22 protein-coding genes and 1 pseudogene are annotated in these 21,264 nt (G+C 63.5%); 12 read left to right on the top strand and 11 right to left on the bottom strand.

The features are described 5' to 3' along the window. Nucleotides 1-5: 5 nt before the first annotated feature. From C7I87_RS20420 to C7I87_RS20385, 7 genes are all read right to left on the bottom strand, one after another. Nucleotides 6-287, bottom strand: coding sequence for a hypothetical protein (locus C7I87_RS20420; protein ID WP_373424747.1), 282 nt, complete (start codon nt 285-287; stop codon nt 6-8). Between the two features lie 55 nt (nt 288-342). Continuing rightward, nucleotides 343-861, bottom strand: a complete 519-nt coding sequence (locus C7I87_RS20415) for a YciE/YciF ferroxidase family protein (RefSeq protein ID WP_149905907.1) — start codon at nt 859-861, stop codon at nt 343-345. Between the two features lie 114 nt (nt 862-975). Then, nucleotides 976-1,989 carry an ATP-dependent DNA ligase gene (locus C7I87_RS20410; RefSeq protein WP_373424746.1) on the bottom strand — a complete coding sequence of 338 codons (1,014 nt, stop codon included), beginning with the start codon at nt 1,987-1,989 and terminating at the stop codon, nt 976-978. Nucleotides 1,990-2,118: 129 nt separating this feature from the next. Further along, nucleotides 2,119-2,436 (bottom strand): hypothetical protein, encoded by a 318-nt coding sequence (locus C7I87_RS20400; RefSeq protein ID WP_023771230.1) that lies wholly within the window; start codon nt 2,434-2,436, stop codon nt 2,119-2,121. A 113-nt stretch (nt 2,437-2,549) separates the two neighbouring features. Then, the gene (locus C7I87_RS20395; RefSeq protein ID WP_149905905.1) at nt 2,550-4,262 is read right to left on the bottom strand and encodes an HAD family hydrolase; all 1,713 of its coding nucleotides are present in this window, start codon (nt 4,260-4,262) and stop codon (nt 2,550-2,552) included. A gap of 10 nt (nt 4,263-4,272) precedes the next feature. Next, on the bottom strand, nt 4,273-5,244 hold the full coding sequence (locus C7I87_RS20390; protein WP_149905904.1) for an SDR family oxidoreductase: 972 nt from the start codon (nt 5,242-5,244) through the stop codon (nt 4,273-4,275). A gap of 95 nt (nt 5,245-5,339) precedes the next feature. Next, nucleotides 5,340-5,654 (bottom strand): hypothetical protein, encoded by a 315-nt coding sequence (locus C7I87_RS20385; protein ID WP_149905903.1) that lies wholly within the window; start codon nt 5,652-5,654, stop codon nt 5,340-5,342. 255 nt (nt 5,655-5,909) lie between these two features. Here C7I87_RS20385 and C7I87_RS20380 point away from each other — a divergent pair. Then, nucleotides 5,910-6,130 (top strand): annotated as a pseudogene (locus C7I87_RS20380) (S-formylglutathione hydrolase); the annotation flags it as partial. A gap of 16 nt (nt 6,131-6,146) precedes the next feature. On the opposite strand, the gene C7I87_RS20375 reads toward C7I87_RS20380, so the two are convergent. Then, entirely contained in the window at nt 6,147-7,430 is a 1,284-nt protein-coding gene (locus C7I87_RS20375; RefSeq protein ID WP_149905902.1) for an NAD(P)/FAD-dependent oxidoreductase, read from the bottom strand. 343 nt (nt 7,431-7,773) lie between these two features. Between C7I87_RS20375 and C7I87_RS20370 the strand changes: the two genes are divergently transcribed. The 8 genes from C7I87_RS20370 to C7I87_RS20340 all read left to right on the top strand — a co-directional run bounded on the left by C7I87_RS20370 (nt 7,774) and on the right by C7I87_RS20340 (nt 14,880). Continuing rightward, the gene (locus C7I87_RS20370; RefSeq protein ID WP_149905901.1) at nt 7,774-8,547 is read left to right on the top strand and encodes an SDR family NAD(P)-dependent oxidoreductase; all 774 of its coding nucleotides are present in this window, start codon (nt 7,774-7,776) and stop codon (nt 8,545-8,547) included. A 79-nt stretch (nt 8,548-8,626) separates the two neighbouring features. Then, nucleotides 8,627-9,949, top strand: a complete 1,323-nt coding sequence (gene hisD / locus C7I87_RS20365) for a histidinol dehydrogenase (RefSeq protein WP_149905900.1) — start codon at nt 8,627-8,629, stop codon at nt 9,947-9,949. A 15-nt stretch (nt 9,950-9,964) separates the two neighbouring features. Next, the gene (locus C7I87_RS20360) at nt 9,965-10,990 is read left to right on the top strand and encodes a zinc-dependent alcohol dehydrogenase (RefSeq protein ID WP_149905899.1); all 1,026 of its coding nucleotides are present in this window, start codon (nt 9,965-9,967) and stop codon (nt 10,988-10,990) included. Nucleotides 10,991-11,021: 31 nt separating this feature from the next. Beyond that, nucleotides 11,022-11,753, top strand: coding sequence for a histidine utilization repressor (hutC, locus tag C7I87_RS20355; protein ID WP_149905898.1), 732 nt, complete (start codon nt 11,022-11,024; stop codon nt 11,751-11,753). A gap of 60 nt (nt 11,754-11,813) precedes the next feature. Continuing rightward, nucleotides 11,814-11,945, top strand: coding sequence for a hypothetical protein (locus tag C7I87_RS36500; RefSeq protein WP_281409065.1), 132 nt, complete (start codon nt 11,814-11,816; stop codon nt 11,943-11,945). A gap of 239 nt (nt 11,946-12,184) precedes the next feature. Continuing rightward, the gene (locus tag C7I87_RS20350) at nt 12,185-13,195 is read left to right on the top strand and encodes an ABC transporter substrate-binding protein (protein ID WP_149905897.1); all 1,011 of its coding nucleotides are present in this window, start codon (nt 12,185-12,187) and stop codon (nt 13,193-13,195) included. Between the two features lie 124 nt (nt 13,196-13,319). Next, the gene (locus tag C7I87_RS20345; protein WP_188393914.1) at nt 13,320-14,087 is read left to right on the top strand and encodes an ABC transporter permease; all 768 of its coding nucleotides are present in this window, start codon (nt 13,320-13,322) and stop codon (nt 14,085-14,087) included. Between the two features lie 10 nt (nt 14,088-14,097). Beyond that, nucleotides 14,098-14,880: an ABC transporter ATP-binding protein gene (locus tag C7I87_RS20340; protein ID WP_149905895.1), complete on the top strand. Its 783-nt coding sequence runs from the start codon at nt 14,098-14,100 to the stop codon at nt 14,878-14,880. Nucleotides 14,881-14,916: 36 nt separating this feature from the next. Here C7I87_RS20340 and C7I87_RS20335 read toward each other — a convergent pair whose 3' ends face one another. Further along, the gene (locus tag C7I87_RS20335) at nt 14,917-15,240 is read right to left on the bottom strand and encodes a hypothetical protein (RefSeq protein WP_149905894.1); all 324 of its coding nucleotides are present in this window, start codon (nt 15,238-15,240) and stop codon (nt 14,917-14,919) included. Nucleotides 15,241-15,538: 298 nt separating this feature from the next. Here C7I87_RS20335 and C7I87_RS20330 point away from each other — a divergent pair, with 298 nt between their 5' ends. Further along, entirely contained in the window at nt 15,539-15,709 is a 171-nt protein-coding gene (locus C7I87_RS20330; RefSeq protein WP_246696322.1) for a hypothetical protein, read from the top strand. Nucleotides 15,710-15,756: 47 nt separating this feature from the next. Here C7I87_RS20330 and C7I87_RS20325 read toward each other — a convergent pair whose 3' ends face one another. Both C7I87_RS20325 and C7I87_RS20320 read right to left on the bottom strand, forming a co-directional pair. Continuing rightward, complete coding sequence (locus tag C7I87_RS20325; protein WP_149905893.1) at nt 15,757-17,649, bottom strand: ABC transporter ATP-binding protein; 1,893 nt, start codon at nt 17,647-17,649, stop codon at nt 15,757-15,759. Then, nucleotides 17,649-19,502, bottom strand: coding sequence for an ABC transporter ATP-binding protein (locus C7I87_RS20320; RefSeq protein WP_149905892.1), 1,854 nt, complete (start codon nt 19,500-19,502; stop codon nt 17,649-17,651). Before C7I87_RS20320 ends, C7I87_RS20325 begins: the two co-directional genes overlap by 1 nt. 131 nt (nt 19,503-19,633) lie before the next feature. Between C7I87_RS20320 and C7I87_RS36495 the strand changes: the two genes are divergently transcribed. Then, nucleotides 19,634-19,765 carry a hypothetical protein gene (locus C7I87_RS36495; protein WP_281409064.1) on the top strand — a complete coding sequence of 44 codons (132 nt, stop codon included), beginning with the start codon at nt 19,634-19,636 and terminating at the stop codon, nt 19,763-19,765. A 53-nt stretch (nt 19,766-19,818) separates the two neighbouring features. Then, nucleotides 19,819-21,261, top strand: coding sequence for an NAD(P)-dependent oxidoreductase (locus C7I87_RS20315; RefSeq protein WP_149905891.1), 1,443 nt, complete (start codon nt 19,819-19,821; stop codon nt 21,259-21,261). Nucleotides 21,262-21,264: the final 3 nt, after the last annotated feature.

Here is a 21,264-nt window from a genome sequence, read left to right as displayed (position 1 = left end):
TTGGATCACTCCTCGTCGAAACGGCCGCCTTGCCTTGAAGGATCGCGTGAAATGACCGCCTCCTCGACATCGTCGGGCAATGCCTCGTCGCTTTCCTGGTAGGCGTTGTCGTCATCTTCCTCAGGCAAGTCGCCCTCAGCTTCGTCTTCCACCGCGACGCTGTCGGGAAGGACTTTCGCGCCTTCGAGCGCGTCCCAGTCCTGCTGCTCGATCGCGGGACCTTCGGTTTCAGCCGGGCCTTCGGCCGGCTCTGCGGGTTGCTTTGTCTTGCGGGGGTCCATCGTCATTCTCCGAAATCCTGTTGCCCCGGTCGCCTGCGCGCCGGGGCCAACAGTTCGCCAGCTAGGCGGCCTGTTCCAGGGCACGCTCGTTGACGCCGCTCTCGCCAAGGCTGGAAAGTGCCTCGTCGGTCGCCGTCTCTTCCTCGAGGGTCTCGTTGAGGAGTTTGACCACGTCGCTCTTGCCGAGCTGTTCGGCCCAGGCGATCAATGTGCCGTAGCGCGCGATCTCGTAGTGCTCCACGGCCTGCGCCGCCCCCACCAGCCCGGCGTCCAGCGCGGGGTCGCCCTTGTATTCCTGGAGGATTTCCGAACCCTCCTCGATGATGCCGTCGATGGCCGGACAGGTCTTGCCTCGGGCCGGTTTGTCGAGAAGCTCGAAGATCTGTTCGAGACGGTCGACCTGGCCCTCGGTCTCCTGCAGATGTTTCTCGAACGCCGCCGAAACATCTTCGGATTCGGCACCCTTTGCCATTTTCGGCAGTGCCTTCAGGATTTTCTTCTCGGCATAGTAAATGTCCTTCAGCCCGTCGAGGAACAGGGCTTCAAGGCCCTTCGTTGCCGCTTTCTTAGCAGTCGCCATGATTGTCATCTCCGATTGTCGTGAAGCCCACCGGCGGTGTAGCTGGGGCACAACTTGCTATGCTGGCGGTTGTTCCAGCCACTTCGCAAAGAGGCGCCCGTGGCGCGAAATCCGTCATTCGATCTGCCGCATGGTGCACTGGCGCGGCGCCTTGTCCGGCCGCCAGCGCAACAGTTTGGTGCCATGCCGGAACCTGTCGCCGGTGACGTGGTCGAAGCGGACCTCGACCACCAGTTCCGGCCGCAGTGGCTCCCATTCACTGCTGCGTTGCGTGCTCCAGCGGCTCGGACCGCCTGGCGCCTTGCCCGTGAAGCCGGGTCCGCCACGCAGCTTTTCCAGTTTTCGGGTGACGCTGGCCCGGTCATCCCTGCCGATGGTCGAGGTAAAGCCGACATGGTCGAGTTCGCCGCTCTCGTCGTAGAGGCCGAGCAGCAGCGAGCCGACCTCCTTGCTGCCGGTCAGATAGCGGAATCCTCCAACCACGCAGTCGGCCGTACGCAACCGTTTGACCTTGACCATCGCGCGTTCCCCCGGCCGGTAGGGGTCGGCGAGCAGTTTGGCGACCACGCCGTCGGTGGGACCATGGCCGGCGCCTTCCAGCCAGCGCCTGGCGGCGGCCGGATCGGTCGCGCTCGCCGAGAGCCGCAAGCCGGGCCTGGCGCAAGCCTGAACGAAGTCCTCGATCGCCCGGCGGCGTCGCGACAACGGCTCGCCAAGCAGGATCGTCCCGCCCGGCGCGGCCGGTATGTCGAACAGGATCAGCCGGGCAGGCGTTTGCACGCTCAGCTTGCGGATGCGGCTTTCGGCCGGGTGAAGCCGCATCTGCAGCGCATCGAAGGAAAGCTGGCCTTCGAGCTCGATGACGATCTCGCCATCGACGACAAAATTTCGGGCCTCGACCTGCTGCAGCATGGTGACGAGTTCCGGGAAGTAGCGGCCGAGAGGTTTGCCGGATTTGGCGCGCAACTCGACATCCCTATCGCCCTTGAAGGCGAGGCAGCGAAACCCGTCCCATTTGGGCTCGTATTGCCAAAGGCCTTCCCCTTCCGGCAGGGCATCGGCGGCCCTGGCCTCCATGGGAGGCGTGTCCAGGGGGAGGGCAAACCTGTCCGTCATTGCCTGTACCATCGCTCTCCGCGCGTTGCGCCGCCCGGGGCGAAGTGCCCGCGAGGGTACCCTCAGGCACCGAGATCGATCAAAGCCACGCCGAACTCGGCACGCTTGCGGCGGCACAGGTGACCCGGCGCTTTTGTCTGGTCAGTGGGCGTGGTGTTCGGCGTTCCTCTTGCGGGTCGCCGCCGCCTTCTTTGCCGATTCGGACCGGCTCGCGGCTGATCGGGAAGCGGACGCCTTTCCGCCGCTTTTGCCGCCCTTGTGCGCTGCTGGATGACCGGTGTGCTTGCCACGCCCGGAACCGCCTTCTTTCTTGCCGCCGCCATCGTCCTTGTTGACCGTCGCCCATGCGCGTCGCTCGGCTTCCTTGTCGGAGACGCCACGCTTCTCATAGCCTTCGGCAATATGGTCGGCCTTGCGTTCCTGCTTGTCGGTGTATTTGGATTTCTCGCCTCTTGGCATGATCGCTTCTCCTTCTCGATGGAGGTTGAACGTCAACTGGGTCACCCGGTTCCAACCGCGGTCGGCGAACCGGCCGGTCTCGACATCGCCCATGACCGCCTCCTGTCGGGCTGCTACTCCTCAGGCGCCGTCGCGGGTGCCGTGTAGCGCCGCCGGACGGCATCGAGCACCCGTTTGCGGCTCTCTTCGGCCGAAAGCTTCCTGTCCTTTTCCGCCTCGGCGGTTTCGCGGGCGAGGTCCTTGTCCCTGATCTGGTGGCGGAACCATTTCGAATAGTCGCCCGCGCGCAGATGGAACTCCCAGGTCTTGTCGTCTATGCCTTCGGCCATCTGAGCAAAGATCATCAGATTATGGGCCCTGAGGTTCATCGCGTCGTCGGGACCGCGGAAATAGAAGCTGCCGGTCTCATCGAGCTGGCCCTCGGCATATTTGCGGCTGTGGCGCCTGAGAGACTGGCGAGGTTCGATCACCTTGATAGTCGTGGCCTTTTTGCGCACCTGCGGCCGCCAGAACAGAACCCTGTCGCCCTTGGGTGTGGGAATGTCCTTCGGCGGCTCGATACCGGTCTCGCCGCAGAAGGCCTTCACCACGTCCCTCGCCGTCGGGCCAAGGGCGATGACGGCCGTAACCAGGCGCAGGGCGACGGTCGAGATCGCTTCGGGATGGACGGTGATCAGGATGGTGCCCGGCAGCTCCAGGGAGAGCACGGAGCGCGTGTCGTCGCGCCGCTTCGGAAGAAGATGGTGCGCTTCGTCGATGACCAGCCAATGCGGTCTTGCGGTGCGGCGGCGGAAGCTGCCAAGGCCAGGCAGCAGGTCGGCAAAGAAGTCGGGCCGTTCGTTGACACGCAGCGCCAGCCCGTTGACGACGACATTGCTGTCGGCCTTGGCGATGAGATCCAGCACCTGTGCCTTTGTCGGCGCGCTCGACCCGTCCCCCAGCCGAACGGCATCCTCGAGGCCATCATAGTCGCCCTCCGGGTCGAAGACGCAAAACTGGAATCGGCTCTCGACGAAGCGTTCGGTGAGCGCGGTGGCCAGGGTGGATTTGCCGATGCCCGAACTGCCGGCGATGAGCACGCTTTCGGTCGGCGACAGATAGATGTCGTCGCCACCTGCCGATCCCAGAACAATGCCGTCATGACGCTTCGGCACGATCCCGTGATCGTGTTTGATCAGCTTGGCGATCAGTTCCTCGACGCCTTTGCCGCGTGCGCCGCGCGTGACCAGGTTCGCGGTGCCTTTGACCGCGGGAATGGCATTGTCGACCGCAACGCTGCAGCCGCAGGCCTGCAGGAAGGCATGATCGTTCTCGGCGTCGCCGATACCCACCACATTGTGCGGCGACAGGCGAAGGTCATCGAGTGCGGCCGCCAGCCCGGTGGCTTTGTTGACGCCGCTCGGCAGGACCATCACCGCGCCCTTGTTGAAGATGATCTCGAGTTCGAGCCCCATTTTCTTGATGACTTCGAGCACGGTCGCCTGATGTGGCTCCCAGGTGGCGACGATCGACCGTCCCACCGAAAGTGGCTTCACTCCCTGCTTTTTCAGTCTGGTGACGAATTCGGGATCCGGCGATGGCGAGATCACCCGCTCCTCCTCGCTCGCCGGCGTGTAGATCAGGGCGCCGTTCTCGGCGACGACCTTGTCGAACAGGCCGACATCGGGAAACACGCGCTTGAGGTCGGGCAGTTCGCGTCCGGTGACCAGAAGCAGTTTGCGGCCACTTTTCTTGAACCGCTCCAGCGCGGCGAGCGTCTTCTTGGAGACCGTCCCCTCATGGGCGAGCGTCCCGTCATAGTCGGTCGCCAAGGCAATGAAATACATTGCGATGACCTCAGTAGCCGCCGACGATCGGCAGGATCTCGCCGGTGATGTAACTCGAGCAGTGTGGGGAGGCGAGGAACACATAGGCCGGAGCCAGTTCCTCCGGTTGTGCGGGCCGTTTCATCGGCGTGTCCGCGCCGAATTTCGAGACGTCGTCGGCTTCCTTGTCGGACGGATTGAGCGGCGTCCACACCGGGCCAGGCGCGACCGCGTTCACCCTGATGCCCTTGGCGATGAGGTTGCCCGAAAGCGCGCGCGTGAAGGCATGGATGCCGCCCTTGGTCATTGAATAGTCGACCAGCTGCTTCGAGCCGTCTATGCCGGTCACCGAACCGGTGTTGACGATCGCCGAGCCCGGTTTCATGTGCGGCACCGCTTCCTGCGCCATATGGAAATAGCCGTAGAGATTGGTCTTCAGCGTCGTGTCGAAATGTTCTTCGGTCAGGTCGCTGAAGTCGCTGGAATGGATCTGGAAGGCGGCGTTGTTGACCAGCACGTCGATGCGACCGAATTTTTCGACCACGGCCGCCACGGCGTCATGACAATCCTGCCGGTTGCTGACGTCGCCCTTTATCAGGATGCAGCGTCGGCCTTCTTTTTCGACAGCGGATTTCGTCTCTTCGGCGTCCCTGTCCTCGGCCAGGTAGACGATCGCGATATCGGCGCCTTCGCGGGCGAACAATACCGCAACGGCGCGACCGATGCCGGAATCGCCGCCTGTGATGAGAGCCACTTTCTCGTCGAGTTTCCTTGATCCGAGATAATAGGGTGCATCGTAGAGCGGGGCAGGTTCGATCGCCGCTTCATGTCCGGGCTTCGCCTGATGTTGCTTGGGGAAGGGCGGCTCGGGATAGGTGCGCGCGCCTGCCTGCATGGCGTGCTGCGCCTTGCCGTTGCGCTTCGATTTGTCCTTGGCATCGATGCCGCGCTGGATATGGCGCTGCTTGGCGGCTTCACCGCCGGTCTGGGATTTCGTCTCCATGGCTGTCTCCTCGGCTGAAGAAAATTCAACGCGCGGCAGACCAAAAGGTTTGCGCGACGCAAAAAGCTTGTCTAAGGTGTCGCCTTCCGTCCGCGTCAGTCCTTGACATAGGCGCCGGGTTGGCGACCCGATCTTGGAGATTTCGCGTCCTTCGAGTGTTCGGAGACCGCCGGGCCCGCGCCGGATGTCTTTTCGGTTGCGGGGCTGGGCGTTGCCTTGCCAAGCGGATTCTGGTCCTCGGACTGATGTGTTTCTTCATTTGTCTGATCAGCCGGCCGCGTAAGCCCCATTCCGCCTGTCGGCGGCTTGTTGCCGGCCGCATCGGGCGAGAAATCATCGCTCGGATCCGGGCCGGTCCTCGCGGGATACTTCCGCGCGCCGGTTTCATATTCGGTCCTGTCGCGTGCCATGGCTTCCTCCGTGTTTGCCTGAATGGAAAACCGTCGCTGGCCGATCAGGTTCCGAACAAACGGTGATGGTTGTCCCTTTTCGCCATGGGCGCATGGCGTTCGCGTGCGACGGCCGCAGCCTGTTACCTGACGCCAGCGGCGTTGCCGGGATGATGCGGGCTACCGATTTCCATGGCGAGGCGGACGCTTGATCCGACCTGGCGCGGGATTCAAACCCCAATCCGCCGAGGTTGCCGTGGTCCCGGCCGATGCCGCCGCTTCCCGGAGCTTTTCGTCGACCAAGGGACGTCGGATGGATTTCTCGATGACGGGTGAGGCTCTGGCTTCTGGAAGCGGCATGCGCCAAGGCCGGCATCGCGCCGACGCTGCGCATGCGGGACGGCTACGATCACTCCTATTTCTTCATCTCGAAATTCATGGACGACCATCTGAGATGGCACGCCCGAAGACTGTCCGACGCTGAAGCCGGAGCATAGCGGCGGGCCCTTCTCATCAAAGGCCGAACCGGTCCTTCACCCGGCCCGAAAGGATCGCCGCCTTGACACCAAGCGGCCAGAAGCGATGGAACCGTATCGGCTTCAGCGGCGATATCGGCATCGGGAAGGGAGTGGTCTCGTCGCCGCGAAGGCGATTTGCCAGCGCATTGCCTATCGCCGAGGCCATGGCAATACCGCGGCCGTTGTAGCCAAGGCAGATCAGCACGCCGTCTTCCGGCTCATGAACGTGCAGGAGATGATCCTTGGTGATTGCGACCCGGCCGTTCCAGCCATGTGTCCACCCGGTTCCAGCAAGCGCCGGCCAGAGCCGTAGCGCATAATCGGTGAGGTAGCGGATGGCGGAAGTATCGCCGATGGGGTTCATCGGTCCTCGCCCGCCCATGAGAAGCCGGTTCTGGGCGTCGATGCGATAGTACACGGTGATATTGCCGGCTTCGTAGACGACCGGCCTTTCGGGGAGGATTGTGGCGGCGACCGCTGGTGACAGCGGTTCGGTCGCCGCGATGGCGCTGAACACCGGAACGAGCGACCGCTCCAGGCCCGGCCACAGGGTTCCGGTATAGCCGTTGGTCGCGACAAGGACCTTCTCGGCGCTGACGGAGCCGCCTGCCGTCTTGAGGAGCCAGCGCCCGGCCTGTCTGCTCAGCGAGAGGACTTCACTGCCGCCGAATATCCGCGCGCCGGCTTTCTGCGCGGCGGCGGCAAGCCCAAGTGTATATTTCAAGGGGTGGAGGTCGCCGCCGCGGGCATCGAACATGCCGGCGATGTATCTGTCCGTGCCGGTTCGCGCCGCCATGGCCTTCGCGTCCAACATGTTGACCGGCATCCCCCGCCGCTCGCATTGCGCGGCCGTGGCCCGCACCGCGGCTGCCGGCTTCGGGCGGATGGCCGCGCGTAGGGTGCCGTTCTGTCGGGCCTCGCAATCGATCGACAGGCGCCTGATGAGACCGAAGGTGAAATCCGGCGCGCCGTAGGAGAACTCGATCATGCGCGACCCGAGATCGGGGCCGAACATCGCCTCGATCGTGTCGGGATCGTATTTGAGACCGGGATTGACCTGGCCGCCATTCCTGCCCGACGCTCCCCAGCCCGGCTGTTGGGCCTCGAGCACGCAGACGTCGTCGCCGGCTTCCGCCAGGTGCAAGGCGGTTGACAGCCCCGTGAAGCCGCCGCCAACGATGGCGACCCTTGCCCGCTGCGCGCCGGCAAGGGCGGGATAGTTGGCGGTGCCGCCGGCCGTTTCGCGATAGAGGCTGCTGGGCGGGCTGCTTTCGGGCATGGACGAGGCTCTTACGACCGATGATGGGCTTGGTGGGTGGAGTGACTACGCCCCGTGAGAAATTCCATGAGGGCAGACCCACGAATATCGAGCCGGTTGCGCGCCAGGCAATTCAGCATGGCTCTCGGGAAATCACAACAATTGCGTCAGAGTTGCCGTGAAGTGGCGTTTCATGATGGCGAACCGACGCTGGCGCCCAGATAGGTGTGGAGGCCTTTCGGCTACGCAATCGCGCGTGCGGCGGACGACGTCACCAGCATCGCACTTGTTTGTACGTGCTTGTATATGCAAGTCGATCTGATAGTCTCTCCGCCACGCAACCGGAGCGGCCAAGGAGGATCATATGCGCGACGCTTCTCTTTTTGACCTCTCGGGCAGGAAGGCGCTCGTCACTGGCGCCAGCCGTGGCATTGGGCGCAGCATCGCCGAGGCGCTGAGCGCCGCCGGCGCCGACGTCGCGGTCACGGCGCGCAGCCTGGCTTCCCTCGAGGAGACGATAGAGGCCATCCGCGCGGCCGGCGGGGTTGCGCATGCCGTTGCTCTCGACGTGACCGATGTCGGCCAGTGCCGCGCGGCTGCCGCCGAGGCAGCCCGCCTGCTTGGCGGCCTCGACATTCTCGTCAACAATGCCGGGGTGGAAGAGGTCCGGCCCTCACTCGAGGTCGACGAGGCGCTGTGGGACCGGATCGTCGACACCAACCTCAAAGGGGCGTTCTTCTGCGCCCAGGCGGCGGCGAGGCAGATGCGGGACGCCGGGCGTCCCGGCGCCATCATCAACCTCTGCTCGTTGACTTCAGAGGTCGGCATTCCAACGGCGGTGCCATATGGGTCGTCTAAGTCCGGACTTCTGGGCATGACGAGGGCGCTGGCAGCGGAGTGGGCGGAGCTTGGCATCCGGGTCAACGCCATCGCCCCGGGCTATTTCAGGACGGCGATGACGGAGGTGTTCTACGGCAACGAGGCGTGGCGGCAATCCATGCTGGCCAAGATCCCGCAGCACCGCTTCGGCGATCTCGGCGACCTGCACGGCATTGCTGTGTTCCTCGCCTCGGATGCCGCGGCCTACATAACCGGCCAGTCCATTCCAGTGGACGGCGGTTTCCTTGCATCGATCTGAGCCGGCTCGCTAGGTTCGAAAACAAAGTCTTCCGCAATGTGACCGGCTGGCACATTGCGTTCCAACCGAAGGGAATACCATGTCCGACATCAGCTTCCACGATCTGTCATCCCTCAATGCCACCCGGCGGGCCGGTCTGCTGAAACGGGCCGAGGGCGATCTGTCGGTCTTCGTCGAAAAGGTCCGTCCGATCATCCAGGCGGTGAGGGACGAGGGCGACGCCGCGCTGATCCGGTTTGCCAGGGACCTCGACAAGGCCAATGTTGCCGAAGGTGGGCTGAAGGTGTCGGAAGCGGAGTTCGATGCGGCATTCGACAAGGTCGAGAAGGATGTCGTGGAGAGCATCAGGTTCGGCATCGAAAACATCCGGCATTTTCATGAAGAGCAGAAACCGGAAACCATGTGGCTCAAGGAAGTCCGCCCGGGCGCCTATGCCGGCGACAGGTATACGCCGATCGCGTCGGTCGCGCTCTACGTGCCGCGCGGCAAGGGCGCCTTTCCGTCGGTGACCATGATGACGTCGGTACCAGCCGTCATTGCCGGCGTGCCGCAGGTTGCCATCGTGACGCCGCCAACCTCGGATGGCTCGGTGGACGCGGCCACGCTGGTCGCCGCTCGTCTCGCCGGGGTGAACACCGTCTACAAATGCGGCGGCGCCCAGGCCGTTGCCGCCGTTGCCTACGGCACTGAGACGGTGAAGCCGGCGCTCAAGATCGTCGGCCCGGGCAGCCCCTGGGTGGTGGCGGCCAAGAGCGTGCTGTCCTCGATCATCAACACGGGTCTGCCTGCCGGGCCTTCCGAAGCCATCATCTTTGCCGATGACAGCGTCGATGGAGGCCTTGCCGCGCTTGACCTTTTGATCGAGGCCGAGCACGGGCCGGATTCTTCGGCCTATCTGGTGACGCACAGCCGCGAGGTGGCGGAGGCCGCCCTGGCCGCGATCCCGCAGCACTGGTCGCGCATGACCGAGCAACGTGTGGAATTCTCGCGCGCGGTGCTGACGGGAGAGCGCGGCGGCATCGTGCTGACCGGATCGCTGGAGGAAAGCTATCGCTTCATCAACGACTATGCGCCCGAACATCTGGAAATCCTGTCGAAGGAGCCGTTCGCGCATCTCGGCCAAATCACCGAGGCGGCCGAAATCCTGATGGGTCCGCATACGCCGGTGACCCTTGCCAATTTCGTCCTCGGGCCGAATGCCGTGCTGCCGACCAGCCGCTGGGCGCGAACTTATGGGCCGCTCTCGGTGACGGATTTCGTCAAGCGCTCGTCGGTCGGCTACGTTACCTCTGCCGCCTATCCGGAACTGGCGCTGCACGCCCGCAGGCTCGCCCGCTACGAGGGCTTCAGCTCGCATGAAAATGCGGTTTCGGAGATCCGCGACCGCTATCTCGCTGGCTGAGCGGAGACGATCGCGATGAAGGCGGCACGACTTTATGGACCGGGCGATCTGCGCGTCGAGGACATCGCCGCGCCGGGCATTCCGGATGCCGGCTGGGTTAAGCTCAGGATCGATGCCGCCGGCATTTGCGGTTCGGACCTGCATAATTTCCGCACCGGCCAATGGATAAGCCGGTCGCCCTCGACGGCAGGCCATGAGCTGACCGGCACTGTGATCGCGCTGGGCGAAGGTGTCGATACCATCGCTGTCGGCGACAGGGTGGTTGCCGATTCCCGTTTCTGGTGCGGGCATTGCGCGCAATGCCGTGCCGGCAGGCGGCATCTTTGCGCCTCGCTGGGCTTCGTCGGCGAAATCTGCGACGGCGGCTTTGCCGAACAGGCAGTGTTGCCGGCACGGCTGCTGCATGTGATCGACGCCGGCCTTGACGAACGGGTCGCTGCCATGGCCGAGCCGCTCGCGGTGGCGTTGCACGCGGTGCGGCGCCTGCCGAAGACGGCGGGCGCGGTGCTTGTCGTCGGTTGCGGCCCGATCGGTGGTCTTGCCGCGCTGCTGCTCTCCCGAACCTTCTCCGGCACGGTCCTTGTCTGCGACCGTAACCAGGCGCGGTGTGCCCGCGTGGCGAGGGTGACGGGCGCTACGATCGTCGACCTCGACCGCGACGCCATTGCTGCCGCGACCGCCCATGCCCCGTTACTGGCGGCCGTCGAGGCGACCGGCAGCATCGCCGCGTTCAACCAGTTGCTCGACGTTCTCGATCCTGGTGGCGCGGTGGCGATGGTCGGCATCTTTCATGGCCGCCTCGACATCGATCCCAATCTTCTGGTCGAGCGCGAGATCGCATTGCTGGGATGTCATGCCTTCGCCGACGAATTGTCCGACGCCGTGCGGATGCTGGCTGAACTGAGTGAACCGCTCCTGGCCCTTGTCGATCGCGAGATCGGCCTCGACGACATTCCGGCCGCCTATGAGCGGCTGTTGGCCGGGCAGAGCGATGGCTTGAAAACAGTCATCCGCATGCGGCAACCTGCCGGGCATCGGTGACTTCCGATGGTTTGCCGGAAAGGATTTTGAAATGATCGATTTGCCCGATACGGCGAGCCCCCTTTACGAGAAGGTGAAGGATTACATCCTGACCAACATCGGAACGGGCAAATGGGGCAAGGATCGCAAGCTGCCGTCCGAGAACGAGCTGGTGGTTTCGCTGGGTGTGTCGCGGATGACGGTTCACCGGGCGTTGCGGGAACTGACCGCCGCGGGATTCCTGATCCGGCTGCAAGGCGTCGGCACATTCATCGCGCCACCCCGCCCGCAGTCGACGCTGATCGAGATCAACAACATCGCCGCCGAGATCGTCGAGCGCGGCAACAGGCATCGCTCCGAAGTCCTCGTCCTCGAAACCATCGTGCCGACGAAGGAACTCGCGCTGTCGTTCGAGTTTGCGAAGCGCACCTCGATCTATCACTCCGTCGTCGTCAATTTCGAGAACGACCTGCCGGTGCAACTGGAAGAGCGCTTCGTCAATCCGGGCCTGATCCCCGACTATGACAAGCAGGACTTCACCAAGACGGCGACCTACGACTACCTCATGCAGAAGACCCCGGTCACCGAGGTCGAGCACATCATCTCCGCCATCCCGGCCGACAAGGAGACGGCGCAGCATCTCGGCATCGATGTCGGCAGTTGCTGCCTCCTCCTGCATCGCAGGACATGGACGGGGGCAGTCGTGGCCACGATCAGCAGGCTGATCTATGCCGGTAGCCGCTACTCGCTCGGCAGCCGCTACTCGCCTTCCAAAGCAAGCTGAAGTCCACGAGCCAATGCAGGCCGAGATTTCACGGCGACAGGAAAAATCCTGATCGCAGCATTGCTCGCCAACCACCGGCAGCATGCCGCGACGCTTGAGTTCCAACAGCAAGAGATGGTCGGCAGCGAGCCCGATGGCGGAACCGACCGGATGACCGGTTTTCTCGATCGGATCGATCCTGAAAAAACGTGAGCAGTCGGGCTGGGGGACTCGCCGGATCAACGTAAAATTTGAGTCACTCCAACTTGTATATGCATGTATGTATTTCAGCCTTGACATCGGCTGCTGCTGACGCTGAAATGTGTCAGCACTTCAACCATGAAGTGGCGGGCAAGACGCCGAGGCACAGTGCCGCAAGAGCAGAACCCTGCAGTCTCACCAGACCGGATGCCTGGGTAAAAAAGCGGTCTGATCATCAAGGGGAACGAAAGATGACGCTTAACCTAGCAGGACAATTTCGCGCGTTGGTGATGGCCGTTGCCTTCGGGCTCACCGCCGCCCCGACAGCCCATGCGGCCGATGCGGCCATTCCCACGACGCCCGAGGCCGGTCCGTTCAAGATCGGCATCGAGCCCTGGCTTGGGTATGGCCAGTGGCATGTCGCCGACGCCAAGGGCCTGTTCAAGGCAAACGGCCTGTCGGACGTTCAGATCGTGAATTTCGCCGAGGACAAGGATATCAACGCAGCGCTCGCAAGCGGCCAGCTCGACGCCGCCAATATCGCTACCCACACGGCGATGGGCATGGTTGCGGCCGGCCTGCCGGTGAAGATCGTGCTGCTGCTCGATGTCTCCATGACGGCCGATGCCATCATCGCCGGCAAGGACGTCAGCTCCATCGCCGATCTCAAGGGCAAGCAGGTCGCTTTCGAGGAAGGCACGACGAGCGACATCCTGCTCAAATACGCGCTCGCAAAAAACGGCATGTCGGTCGCCGATGTCCAGCCGGTTCCGATGCCTGCCGCCGACGCGGGCGGCGCCTTGATCGCGGGTCGTGTGCCGGTCGCGGTCACCTACGAGCCGTATCTCACCGTTGCCATGGCGCAGAACAAGGACGTCAAGCTGTTGTTCACCGCCGGCGAGGATCCCGGCCTGATCAGCGACGTGCTGGTGGTGCGCGACGAGGTGATCAAGTCGCGGCCTGGCCAGGTGCTGGCCATGATCAAGAGCTGGGACGCCGCGCTCAAGGACTACAATTCCGATACACCGGGTGGTCGCGCCATCATTGCCAAGGCTGTTGGTTCCGACGTCAAGGACCTCAACACCGCCTTCGACGGCGTGCGCTACTACTCCCTGGCCGAAAACAAGACGGCGCTCACCGGCGATTTCAGCACCAAGACGTTCGCCGATGTCGAAGCGGCCGCCAAGAATGCCAAGTTGCTTCAGGCCGATGTGACACCGGAGCAGATGATCGACCCGTCCTTCGTCAAGGCGGCGCAATGACGAGATCCGGGACGCGGTGGTAACGCAGATGTCCGGGGAGCCTCCCGCGAAAACCGGTTTGGCCAGCCCGGCGCCGGCGCCCGCCGCAAAACCGGCGAGGCGACGCCGATCCTCCGGGATCGGCGTGCCCATCGCCCGGTCGCGTTTCCTGGCGATAGCGGTGGCCGTCTTTGTCGGCCTTGGTCTCGCCTGGTGGGCGGCGACCGGGCTGGAATGGGTGAAACCCATCTTCCTGCCGTCGCCGGGCAGCGTTGCGAGCCAGATCACCAAGCTCGCGGCCGACGGCACCTTGTGGCTGGACCTCAGGGCTTCGATGTACCGCATTTCCATCGGCTTTCTTCTCGCCTCGGCATTGTCCATCCCGATCGGCGTACTGATCGGCAGTTTCCGCTCCTGGGAGGCGGCGATCGAGCCGCTGGTGGATTTCATCCGCTATATGCCGGTCGTCGCTTTCGTGCCGCTCTCCATCCTGTGGGCAGGTACCGGAGATACCCAAAAATTCCTGATCATTTTCATCGGCACCTTCTTCCAGCAAGTGCTGATGGTCATGGACAATGTGAAACGGGTTCCTACCGACTTCATCGGCCTTGGGCGCACGCTCGGCCTGCCGGACCGCAAGATCCTGACGCGCATCGTCGTGCCCAGCGCCTTGCCGGGTATCTGGGACACGCTGCGCATCAGTCTCGGCTGGGCGTGGACCTGGCTGGTGCTGGCCGAGCTCGTCGCGGCGACATCAGGTCTGGGTTATCGCATCACCGTATCGCAGCGCTATTTCCAGACAAACACCATCATCGGCTACATCCTGCTGCTGGGCGTACTCGGCCTCATCACCGACCAGGTCATGAAGGCACTGGAGAAGGTGCTGTTCCGGCAGGAAGGCCACTCGCAATGAGGAACCGCCGATGACTGTTCCCAAATTGCGCATCGCCGGTCTCGACAAGAGCTTCGGCACCGGCGAGCGGCGCACGCTAGTGCTGCGGGACATCAATCTTGACCTCGCAGACAACGAGTTCGTTTCACTCGTCGGCACGTCGGGCTGCGGCAAGAGCACGTTGCTGTCGATCGTCGCCGGACTGCAGGATTTCGACGCCGGCGATCTCAGCATCGATGGCGCGCCGATCCTGCAACCGGGTCTCGACCGTGGTGTCGTCTTCCAGTCCTACACGCTGCTTCCCTGGCTGACGGCGCGGCAGAACATCGAGTTTGCCCTCAAGGCCGCCGGTTATGATCGCGCCGCCTGCCGCGAGATCGCGCTCGAGCATCTCGACCTCGTCAAGCTGTCGCAAAGTGCCGATCGCTTCCCTTCCGAACTGTCGGGCGGCATGAAACAGCGCGTCGCCATCGCGCGTGCGCTTTCCTATCGGCCGAAGATGCTGCTGATGGACGAGCCTTTCGGCGCACTCGATGCCTTGACGCGGCACCAGATGCAGGAACTCCTGACCCAGATTTGGGAAGAGCACCGGCTCACTGTGCTGTTCGTCACGCATGACGTCGAGGAGGCTGTCTATCTGTCGGACCGCATCGTCGTCATGGGGATCGGCCCGGGACGCATCGTGCAGACCTTTAACGTCGACATCGAGCGCCCGCGCCGTGAAGAGGTGATGGAGACCCCGACCTTCATGGATTTGCAGCGCGGCGTGCACAAGGCGATCCGCGAGGCGTCAAGACGTCCCGAAATCGCGTAAACGCAACCTTCGTCGGCTCCCACCGGCGGTCAGGAATCAGGGGCCGTGGGGACTGCATATGTCGAGCGTCCATGCGATGGTTCCGCAGAAGTCGTCGGCGCGGCCGCGGTAACTGCCGTAGCCATTGTAGTAGCTGTCCATCCAGTCGCTGTTGTCGGTCGAATTGTCGGCGGTCCAATCGTTACCGACCCAACGGTAACGGTGTCCGCGGTTCGCGGCGTGCGTGTGGCCATTAGGGGCGGTGGTGACGCGGACATAGTGGTGCCTGATGACGGCAGCATCGGCGACAGTGGCAAACGGCACAGCGCTCGTGGCCAGCAGCCACACACCGAAGCCGAGGAAGACGCTTCGCTTTTTCATCGTCATGTCTCCTTTTCATTCGAGACATATGGGAAAGAACGCGCACCTCGCTGCGCACGTTCCTTCACGAAATCGGGACGGCGCTCGCTGAAACGGCAGTGTCTTCGCGCGGTCTCGTGACACCATCGACTGTCTGCCGATGTCCCCGCCAATTCATGGCGCCGGTCAAGATTTGTTGATTTCCCGCGAGGTGGAAATGACTACCGCTCATCTATTTGTCGGACCATAAGACGGCCTGCGATCGGGCTCTGGCTGGCATAGAAAGCGCGATCTTGCCTTCGAACCGGGATGCGCCGCCTTGGCCAGGGGCCTGATTGCGGGGGAAGGCCACGTCCTGACGCCGGAACGCTTTCACCAGGTGTTCCTGCTGACCGCGATCATCCCGCTGCTCTCCATCCCCGGCTTTCTATACCTGCGCGCCGAAGACGGCGTTCAGGTCAGCGGTCACGTCAGGGGATCTCGCAAATAGTCTTCTGGAGAAAGGTATGGAAGCGTTCGAACCCGCCAGCACCCGGCTCACGTCGCTTTGCCGACCGAAGCGTCCATTCCCATCTCTTCCTCGGAAATATCGTCGAACGAAGCGTAGTTCATGTTGTAGAGGCGGGCGTAAAGGCCTTTCCTCTTCATGAGCTGCTCATGGTTGCCGCTTTCGACGATCTCGCCATTCTGCAGGACGATGATGCGATCGGCGCCGCGGATGGTGGCCAGGCGATGCGCGATGACCAGTCCGGTGCGTCCCTCCAGCAGTTTGATCAGCGCCTTCTGGATCAGCATCTCGGTGTAGGAATCGATGCTGGCCGTGGCTTCGTCGAGCACCAGGATCTTGGCGTCGGCCACCAGCGCCCGGGCGAAGCTGATCAGCTGGCGCTGGCCGAGCGAGAGATTGCCGCCGCGTTGTTCGAGCTCGGTGTCGTAACCGTCGGGTAGGTCCTCGATGAAGTCGTGCGCGCCGACGGCTTGTGCTGCACGCACCACCTCTTCGCGGCTGGCACCGGTCTTGTGATAGCGGATATTCTCCAGCACGGTGCCGGAAAACAGGAACGGTTCCTGCAGCACCATGGCCACCTGGTCGCCGAGCGAATCCTGCGTCAGGTCGCGCACGTCATGGCCGCCGACCAGGACCTCGCCCGACCAGACATCGTAGAAGCGGTGCACCAGCGCCATCGAGCTCGACTTGCCCGATCCGGTCGGGCCGACAAGCGCGACCGTTTCGCCCGGATTGACGCGGAAGGAGATGTTCTTCAGCACCGGCTGGTTCGGCCGGTAGCCGAAGGTGACGTTCCTGAACTCGACAGAACCATCCATGTCGCGCGACAGCGCGATGGCGCCGTCCTTGTCGCTGACATCCACTGGCACGTCGAGCACTTCGGAGATGCGCTGGCCAGAAGCCATGGCGCGCTGCATGACGCTGTACTGCATGGTGAGCGAGCGGATCGGGTCGAAGAAGCGCTGGATGTAGAACAGGAACGCCACCATGACGCCAATGTCGAGGCTATGCGACAGCACCATCGAGCCGCCGACGACGATAACCGTCGCCATGGCGATGCCGGTCAGCGTGTCGACGATCGGTACCATCACCTGCGCGTATTTCGCCGACCGCAGATGGGCATTGAGATTGGCAAGCACTTTCTCGTCGTAAAGGTCGAAATTCACATGCTGGCGTTCGAGGCTCTGAACCGTACGCACGCCGTGGATGCCTTCGGCAAGCGCGCCATTGGCGATGGAGTTGGTTTCGTGCGCCGCCATGAAGGCGACCTTGGCGCGCGGCAGCCAGAACAGGCGCACGATGAACAGCATCGGCATGGTCGACAGCGTCAGCAGGCCGAGCCGGAAGTCGAGCCATAGCAGAACGGTGACGATGCCGAACAACAGCACGATGTCGCCCACCGACATCACTGACGTTTCGAGGAATTCCTGCATCGAATTGACGTCGCCCTGCAGGCGCGACATCAGCCGGCCAACCTCGGTCCTGTCCATGAAGCTCAGCGAGACGCGCTGCAGGTGGCTGAACATGGCGCGGCGCAGGTCGGACAGCACGTTCTCTGCCACCTTGCCGACGACGCTCTCCTGCACATGGCTGGCGGCGTAGTTGATGAGGATGATCACCGTGAAAGCGGCGATCGCAGGGATCATCACCGATTGGTTGAACTTGCCTGGCGCCATGCCGTGGTCGATGGCGTAGCGGATGACCAGCGGGATCGCCAGTTGCGTCAGCGTGAACACCAGCACCGCGGCGACCGAGATGAAAATCCGGCCCTGATAGGGTCTGACGAAGCTCCAGATGCGCCTGACGATGCGCGGATCGTAGGCCTTGCCGAACACCTCTTCCTCGTCGCGGTGTGAACCCACGACCGCCTTCGTCGGCCGCCCGCTTTTGTCTTCCTTCTCGTCGTCGTCCTGCGTCGACATCAGGCGGCTCCCTCGAGCCGATCGTCGTCCGGCCGCAGCTGCAGGTCGTAAAGCGCGCGGTAGCGTCCACCGAGCGCCAGCAATTCCTCATGCGTGCCGCGTTCCACGATCCGGCCGCCCTCGACGAACAGGATCTGGTCGGCATGCATCAGCGAACTCAGCCGGTGCGAGATGATGAGCGTCACGCGATCCCTGGCAAAGCGCCTCATCGCCGCCCGGATCCGCTGCTCGGTGCCGGCGTCGACGGCCGCGGTGGAATCGTCGAAGACCAGCACCGACGGCCGCAGCATCAGGCTGCGCGCGATGGTCAGGCGCTGCCGCTGGCCGCCGGAAAGCGATGCACCGCGTTCGCCGACGACCGTGGTGTAGCCGGCCGGAAGGCCGATAATGTAATTGTGCAGCTGGGCATACTCGGCGGCTTGCCCGATGCGGGTCTCGCGCGCCCAGGGATTGCCATAGGCGATGTTGTTCTCGATCGAGGTGGTAAACAGGAACGCGTCCTGCTGCACGACGCCGACCGCCTTGCGAAGCGATTGCAGTGTGACCTTGCGAATGTCCTGGCCGTCTATGGTGATCGCGCCTGAGGTCACGTCGTAGAAGCGCGGGATCAGATGCGCGATGGTCGACTTGCCGCTGCCTGGCGGACCGACGATACCTACGGTCTCGCCCGGCCTGGCTTCGAAGGAAACGCCGGAAAGCGTCGGACGCTCGCCCGCGCCCTCATAGCGGAAGCCGACATTGTCGAAGCGCAGCACGCCCTCGGTGATGACGAGCTCACTGGCGTCGGGCGCGTCCTTGATGTCGAGTTCGGTGTCGAGCAGTTCGAACAGCCGGGTGCCGCAGGTTGAGGCGCGCGCGAAGGAGTTGACCATCAGGCCGAGCTGGCGCACCGGCATCTGCAATATGGTCATGAAGGTGAGGAACTGGGCCAACGTGCCGACGCTGATCTGGCCCGCGATCACCTTCTGGCCGCCGAACCAGAGCACCAGGCCCATGGCGGCCAGGAACGAGAAGTTCATGGCGCTGGTGTTGGAGACGCGGATGTCGACGCGCTGATTGGCGAGGTCCAGCGCATCCTGTTTGGCGCGATCGAATTTTGCGAGCTCATGCCGCTGAGCCGCGAAGGCGCGCACCACGCGAATGCCGCCGAGATTCTCATCCATCACCCGGCTCAGCACCGACAGCCGCTCCTGCAGCGTCAGCCAGGTGCTGCGCAGCCTCAACCGCGTGACCGAGGACCGCCAGGCGACGAAGGGCACGAAACTCAGGCTGAGCAGCCCGAGCACGAGATCGGTGCTGATCAAAAGATAGGCGCCGACGCCGATCAGCACGCCGAGCAGCACCACGCGCAGAATGCCGGTGGAAAAGAACATGCGCACGCCGTCGAGATCGAGCAGCCCGAGCGTGATGAGATCGCCGGTATGGACCTTGTCGTGGAAGGAAAAGCTCAGCCGCTGGATTTTTTCGTAGAAGGCGAGCCGCAGCTCATAGCCGGTCTGATGGCCGACGGCCTCGCCATAGTAGTTCTGCGCCATGGTGAAGAGGCCGCGCAGGATGCTGACGACTAGCAGCGTCAGCGCGGTATTCCACAGCGCCTGCTCGGCCGCGGTGCCGGCACCCGTGGCCATTACGCCTTGCGCCTGATCGATGGCGCGCCCCAGGAGGCGCGGAATAAAGAGCTGCAGCGTCGCGGCGATGAAGGTCGAGATGAGGGTGATGGCAACCTGCCAGGGATGGCGCAGGGTCATGCGCACGATGCGCAGCAAGGTGCTGAGGCCCTTGCCCCAGGAGGCTTCCGCCACATGGGCAAATGATTTGCCGCGCTTGGCCGCGCTGGTCGCATCCGTGTGCAAGGAAATACCCAGACCAATTCGGACATTAGCCCGAACGAATGTAGCAGACTCAATCAGATAGCGTGATTTTACGCGCGTCCGGCTGGCCCGTTCAAGGGCCAATGGCGGCATCGCACTGTACCTGAAAGGTGATGCCGTCTGCCGTCTCGGTCGGTCATCAGCGTTTGATCGGCAGTGCGGTCGCCGGCAAGATGGTGTCGCAACTCGCCGCTGGTCTGCCGCCGATGATCGATCCCACGCCGTTCCGGGCGGATAGGCTCTGATTATTCAGCGCCTGCTTTGTCAGTAGGCCTGCGTCCTGCATGAGGGGAACGACGTGACCGCGACCACAGACACACACGCCGTGGAGCCCATTGACCCGCAACGCGCCTACGCCGTGCTGGTCTGCGATCTGATCGGCCTGCGCTTCGACGCTGACGGAAAGCCTGACCCTTCGGAGGTGCGTGCCCATATCGAAGCCAAGGGCGGCCGCTTTCATGCGACCGGACTTGGCGACAAGACCGCCCTCGAACCTGGCCGAGTGCATTTCTTCTACCAGCCGGATCTCAGCACCCGCGAAGAGCTCATCGAAGCCGCCGGCGACGGACGCTACGACGCCGTCATTGCCGCCGCCACCTTCCTGCCCGCCGAAACCGTCTTTCCGCTGGCCGGCGTGCGCATTGGCGCCGGCACCGGCAATATGGGCTCGCGCTCGTGGGGTGGCGGCAGTGGCGAGGGCGGCTCGGCGGTGCTGATGAACACGCCCGGCATCAACAGCCGCGCCACGGCGCAAATGGTGATGAAGGCGATCCTGAAAGTGCTGCCGGATCTCCCGGTCGACACGCTTCATGAGCGGGTGGCGCGGGGCGCCTTCGACACCGGCAGGGAGCTGCGCGATTTCCCCACCGAAAAGCTCGAAGGCAAGACGATCGCGATCATCGGCTACGGCAATATCGGCAGGGAGGTGGCCAAGCTTGCCCGCACCTTCGGCATGCGCGTTGTGATCCATGCGCGGCCTCGGCATCGGGACTGGATAGAAGCCGAGGGATTTACCTATGCGGCGGACCTCGTCGACGCGGCTGAAGGCGCCGACGTGCTCAGCGTTCATGTCGGCCTGGGCAAGCAGGATGCGCAGACCGGCCGCTACGCCAATGCGGGGCTCATCGGCGCGGACATTTTGTCTCGCATGAAAAGCGGCGCGGTGCTGGTCAACTACGATCGCGGCGAGCTCGTCGACATCGAGGCCCTGGGCGACGCCCTGAATACAGGGCAGGTGCGCCACGCCGCCATCGATGCCGATCTGTTCAGGGATGCCTCGACCGGCAGCTTGTCTGGCCCGATGCTGCCTTATCTCGACCTCGTCGAGACGCATGGCGCCAGGCTCGAACTCCTGCCGCACGCCGCCGCCGATACCGACCATCCTTCACGCGTCGCCGGCGCCAAGCAAGCCGTCGACCAGATATTCGATGTCATCTGCCGAAAATCGGTGACCAACGCAAAAGGCACCGTGCCGCCGGGTTACCTATCGCTGGGCGCAACTACGCCCCCCGGCATTGGGCCGGTGACCGCCGACCAGCTTCTGAAACTGGCTGCCGTCGAATGCTCCGAACTGGCGGATCTCTGCGATCGGCAAAGCCGGTTGTGGAAGGCTCTCTCCGATACCCCGCCTGCCGAGCGAGACGCGATCGTCGCCGAACAAGGCGAAGAACTTGTCCGGCTGATCGACCGCTTCTGCCTTCTGGCCGAGAATCTCAATCTCAGGGGACCTTTCGAGAAATAGGCC

The sequence above is a fragment of the Mesorhizobium sp. SARCC-RB16n genome (assembly GCF_008520305.1).
Taxonomy (GTDB): Bacteria; Pseudomonadota; Alphaproteobacteria; order Rhizobiales; family Rhizobiaceae; genus Mesorhizobium.
Note: the sequence above shows the minus strand (reverse complement) of the source record. Positions and strands in the feature narration are given on the sequence as shown.

Coding starts and splice junctions, on each gene's coding strand:
- C7I87_RS20340 (WP_149905895.1), top strand. CDS start 14,098: ATGACTGTTCCCAAATTGCGCATCGCCGGTCTCGACAAGAGCTTCGGC.
- C7I87_RS20375 (WP_149905902.1), bottom strand. CDS start 7,430: ATGCCCGAAAGCAGCCCGCCCAGCAGCCTCTATCGCGAAACGGCCGGC.
- C7I87_RS20350 (WP_149905897.1), top strand. CDS start 12,185: ATGACGCTTAACCTAGCAGGACAATTTCGCGCGTTGGTGATGGCCGTT.
- C7I87_RS20410 (WP_373424746.1), bottom strand. CDS start 1,989: ATGGTACAGGCAATGACGGACAGGTTTGCCCTCCCCCTGGACACGCCT.
- C7I87_RS20385 (WP_149905903.1), bottom strand. CDS start 5,654: ATGGCACGCGACAGGACCGAATATGAAACCGGCGCGCGGAAGTATCCC.
- C7I87_RS20415 (WP_149905907.1), bottom strand. CDS start 861: ATGGCGACTGCTAAGAAAGCGGCAACGAAGGGCCTTGAAGCCCTGTTC.
- C7I87_RS20420 (WP_373424747.1), bottom strand. CDS start 287: ATGACGATGGACCCCCGCAAGACAAAGCAACCCGCAGAGCCGGCCGAA.
- C7I87_RS20360 (WP_149905899.1), top strand. CDS start 9,965: ATGAAGGCGGCACGACTTTATGGACCGGGCGATCTGCGCGTCGAGGAC.
- hutC (WP_149905898.1), top strand. CDS start 11,022: ATGATCGATTTGCCCGATACGGCGAGCCCCCTTTACGAGAAGGTGAAG.
- C7I87_RS20370 (WP_149905901.1), top strand. CDS start 7,774: ATGCGCGACGCTTCTCTTTTTGACCTCTCGGGCAGGAAGGCGCTCGTC.
- hisD (WP_149905900.1), top strand. CDS start 8,627: ATGTCCGACATCAGCTTCCACGATCTGTCATCCCTCAATGCCACCCGG.
- C7I87_RS20335 (WP_149905894.1), bottom strand. CDS start 15,240: ATGAAAAAGCGAAGCGTCTTCCTCGGCTTCGGTGTGTGGCTGCTGGCC.
- C7I87_RS20390 (WP_149905904.1), bottom strand. CDS start 5,244: ATGGAGACGAAATCCCAGACCGGCGGTGAAGCCGCCAAGCAGCGCCAT.
- C7I87_RS36495 (WP_281409064.1), top strand. CDS start 19,634: ATGCCGTCTGCCGTCTCGGTCGGTCATCAGCGTTTGATCGGCAGTGCG.
- C7I87_RS20325 (WP_149905893.1), bottom strand. CDS start 17,649: ATGTCGACGCAGGACGACGACGAGAAGGAAGACAAAAGCGGGCGGCCG.
- C7I87_RS20395 (WP_149905905.1), bottom strand. CDS start 4,262: ATGTATTTCATTGCCTTGGCGACCGACTATGACGGGACGCTCGCCCAT.
- C7I87_RS20400 (WP_023771230.1), bottom strand. CDS start 2,436: ATGCCAAGAGGCGAGAAATCCAAATACACCGACAAGCAGGAACGCAAG.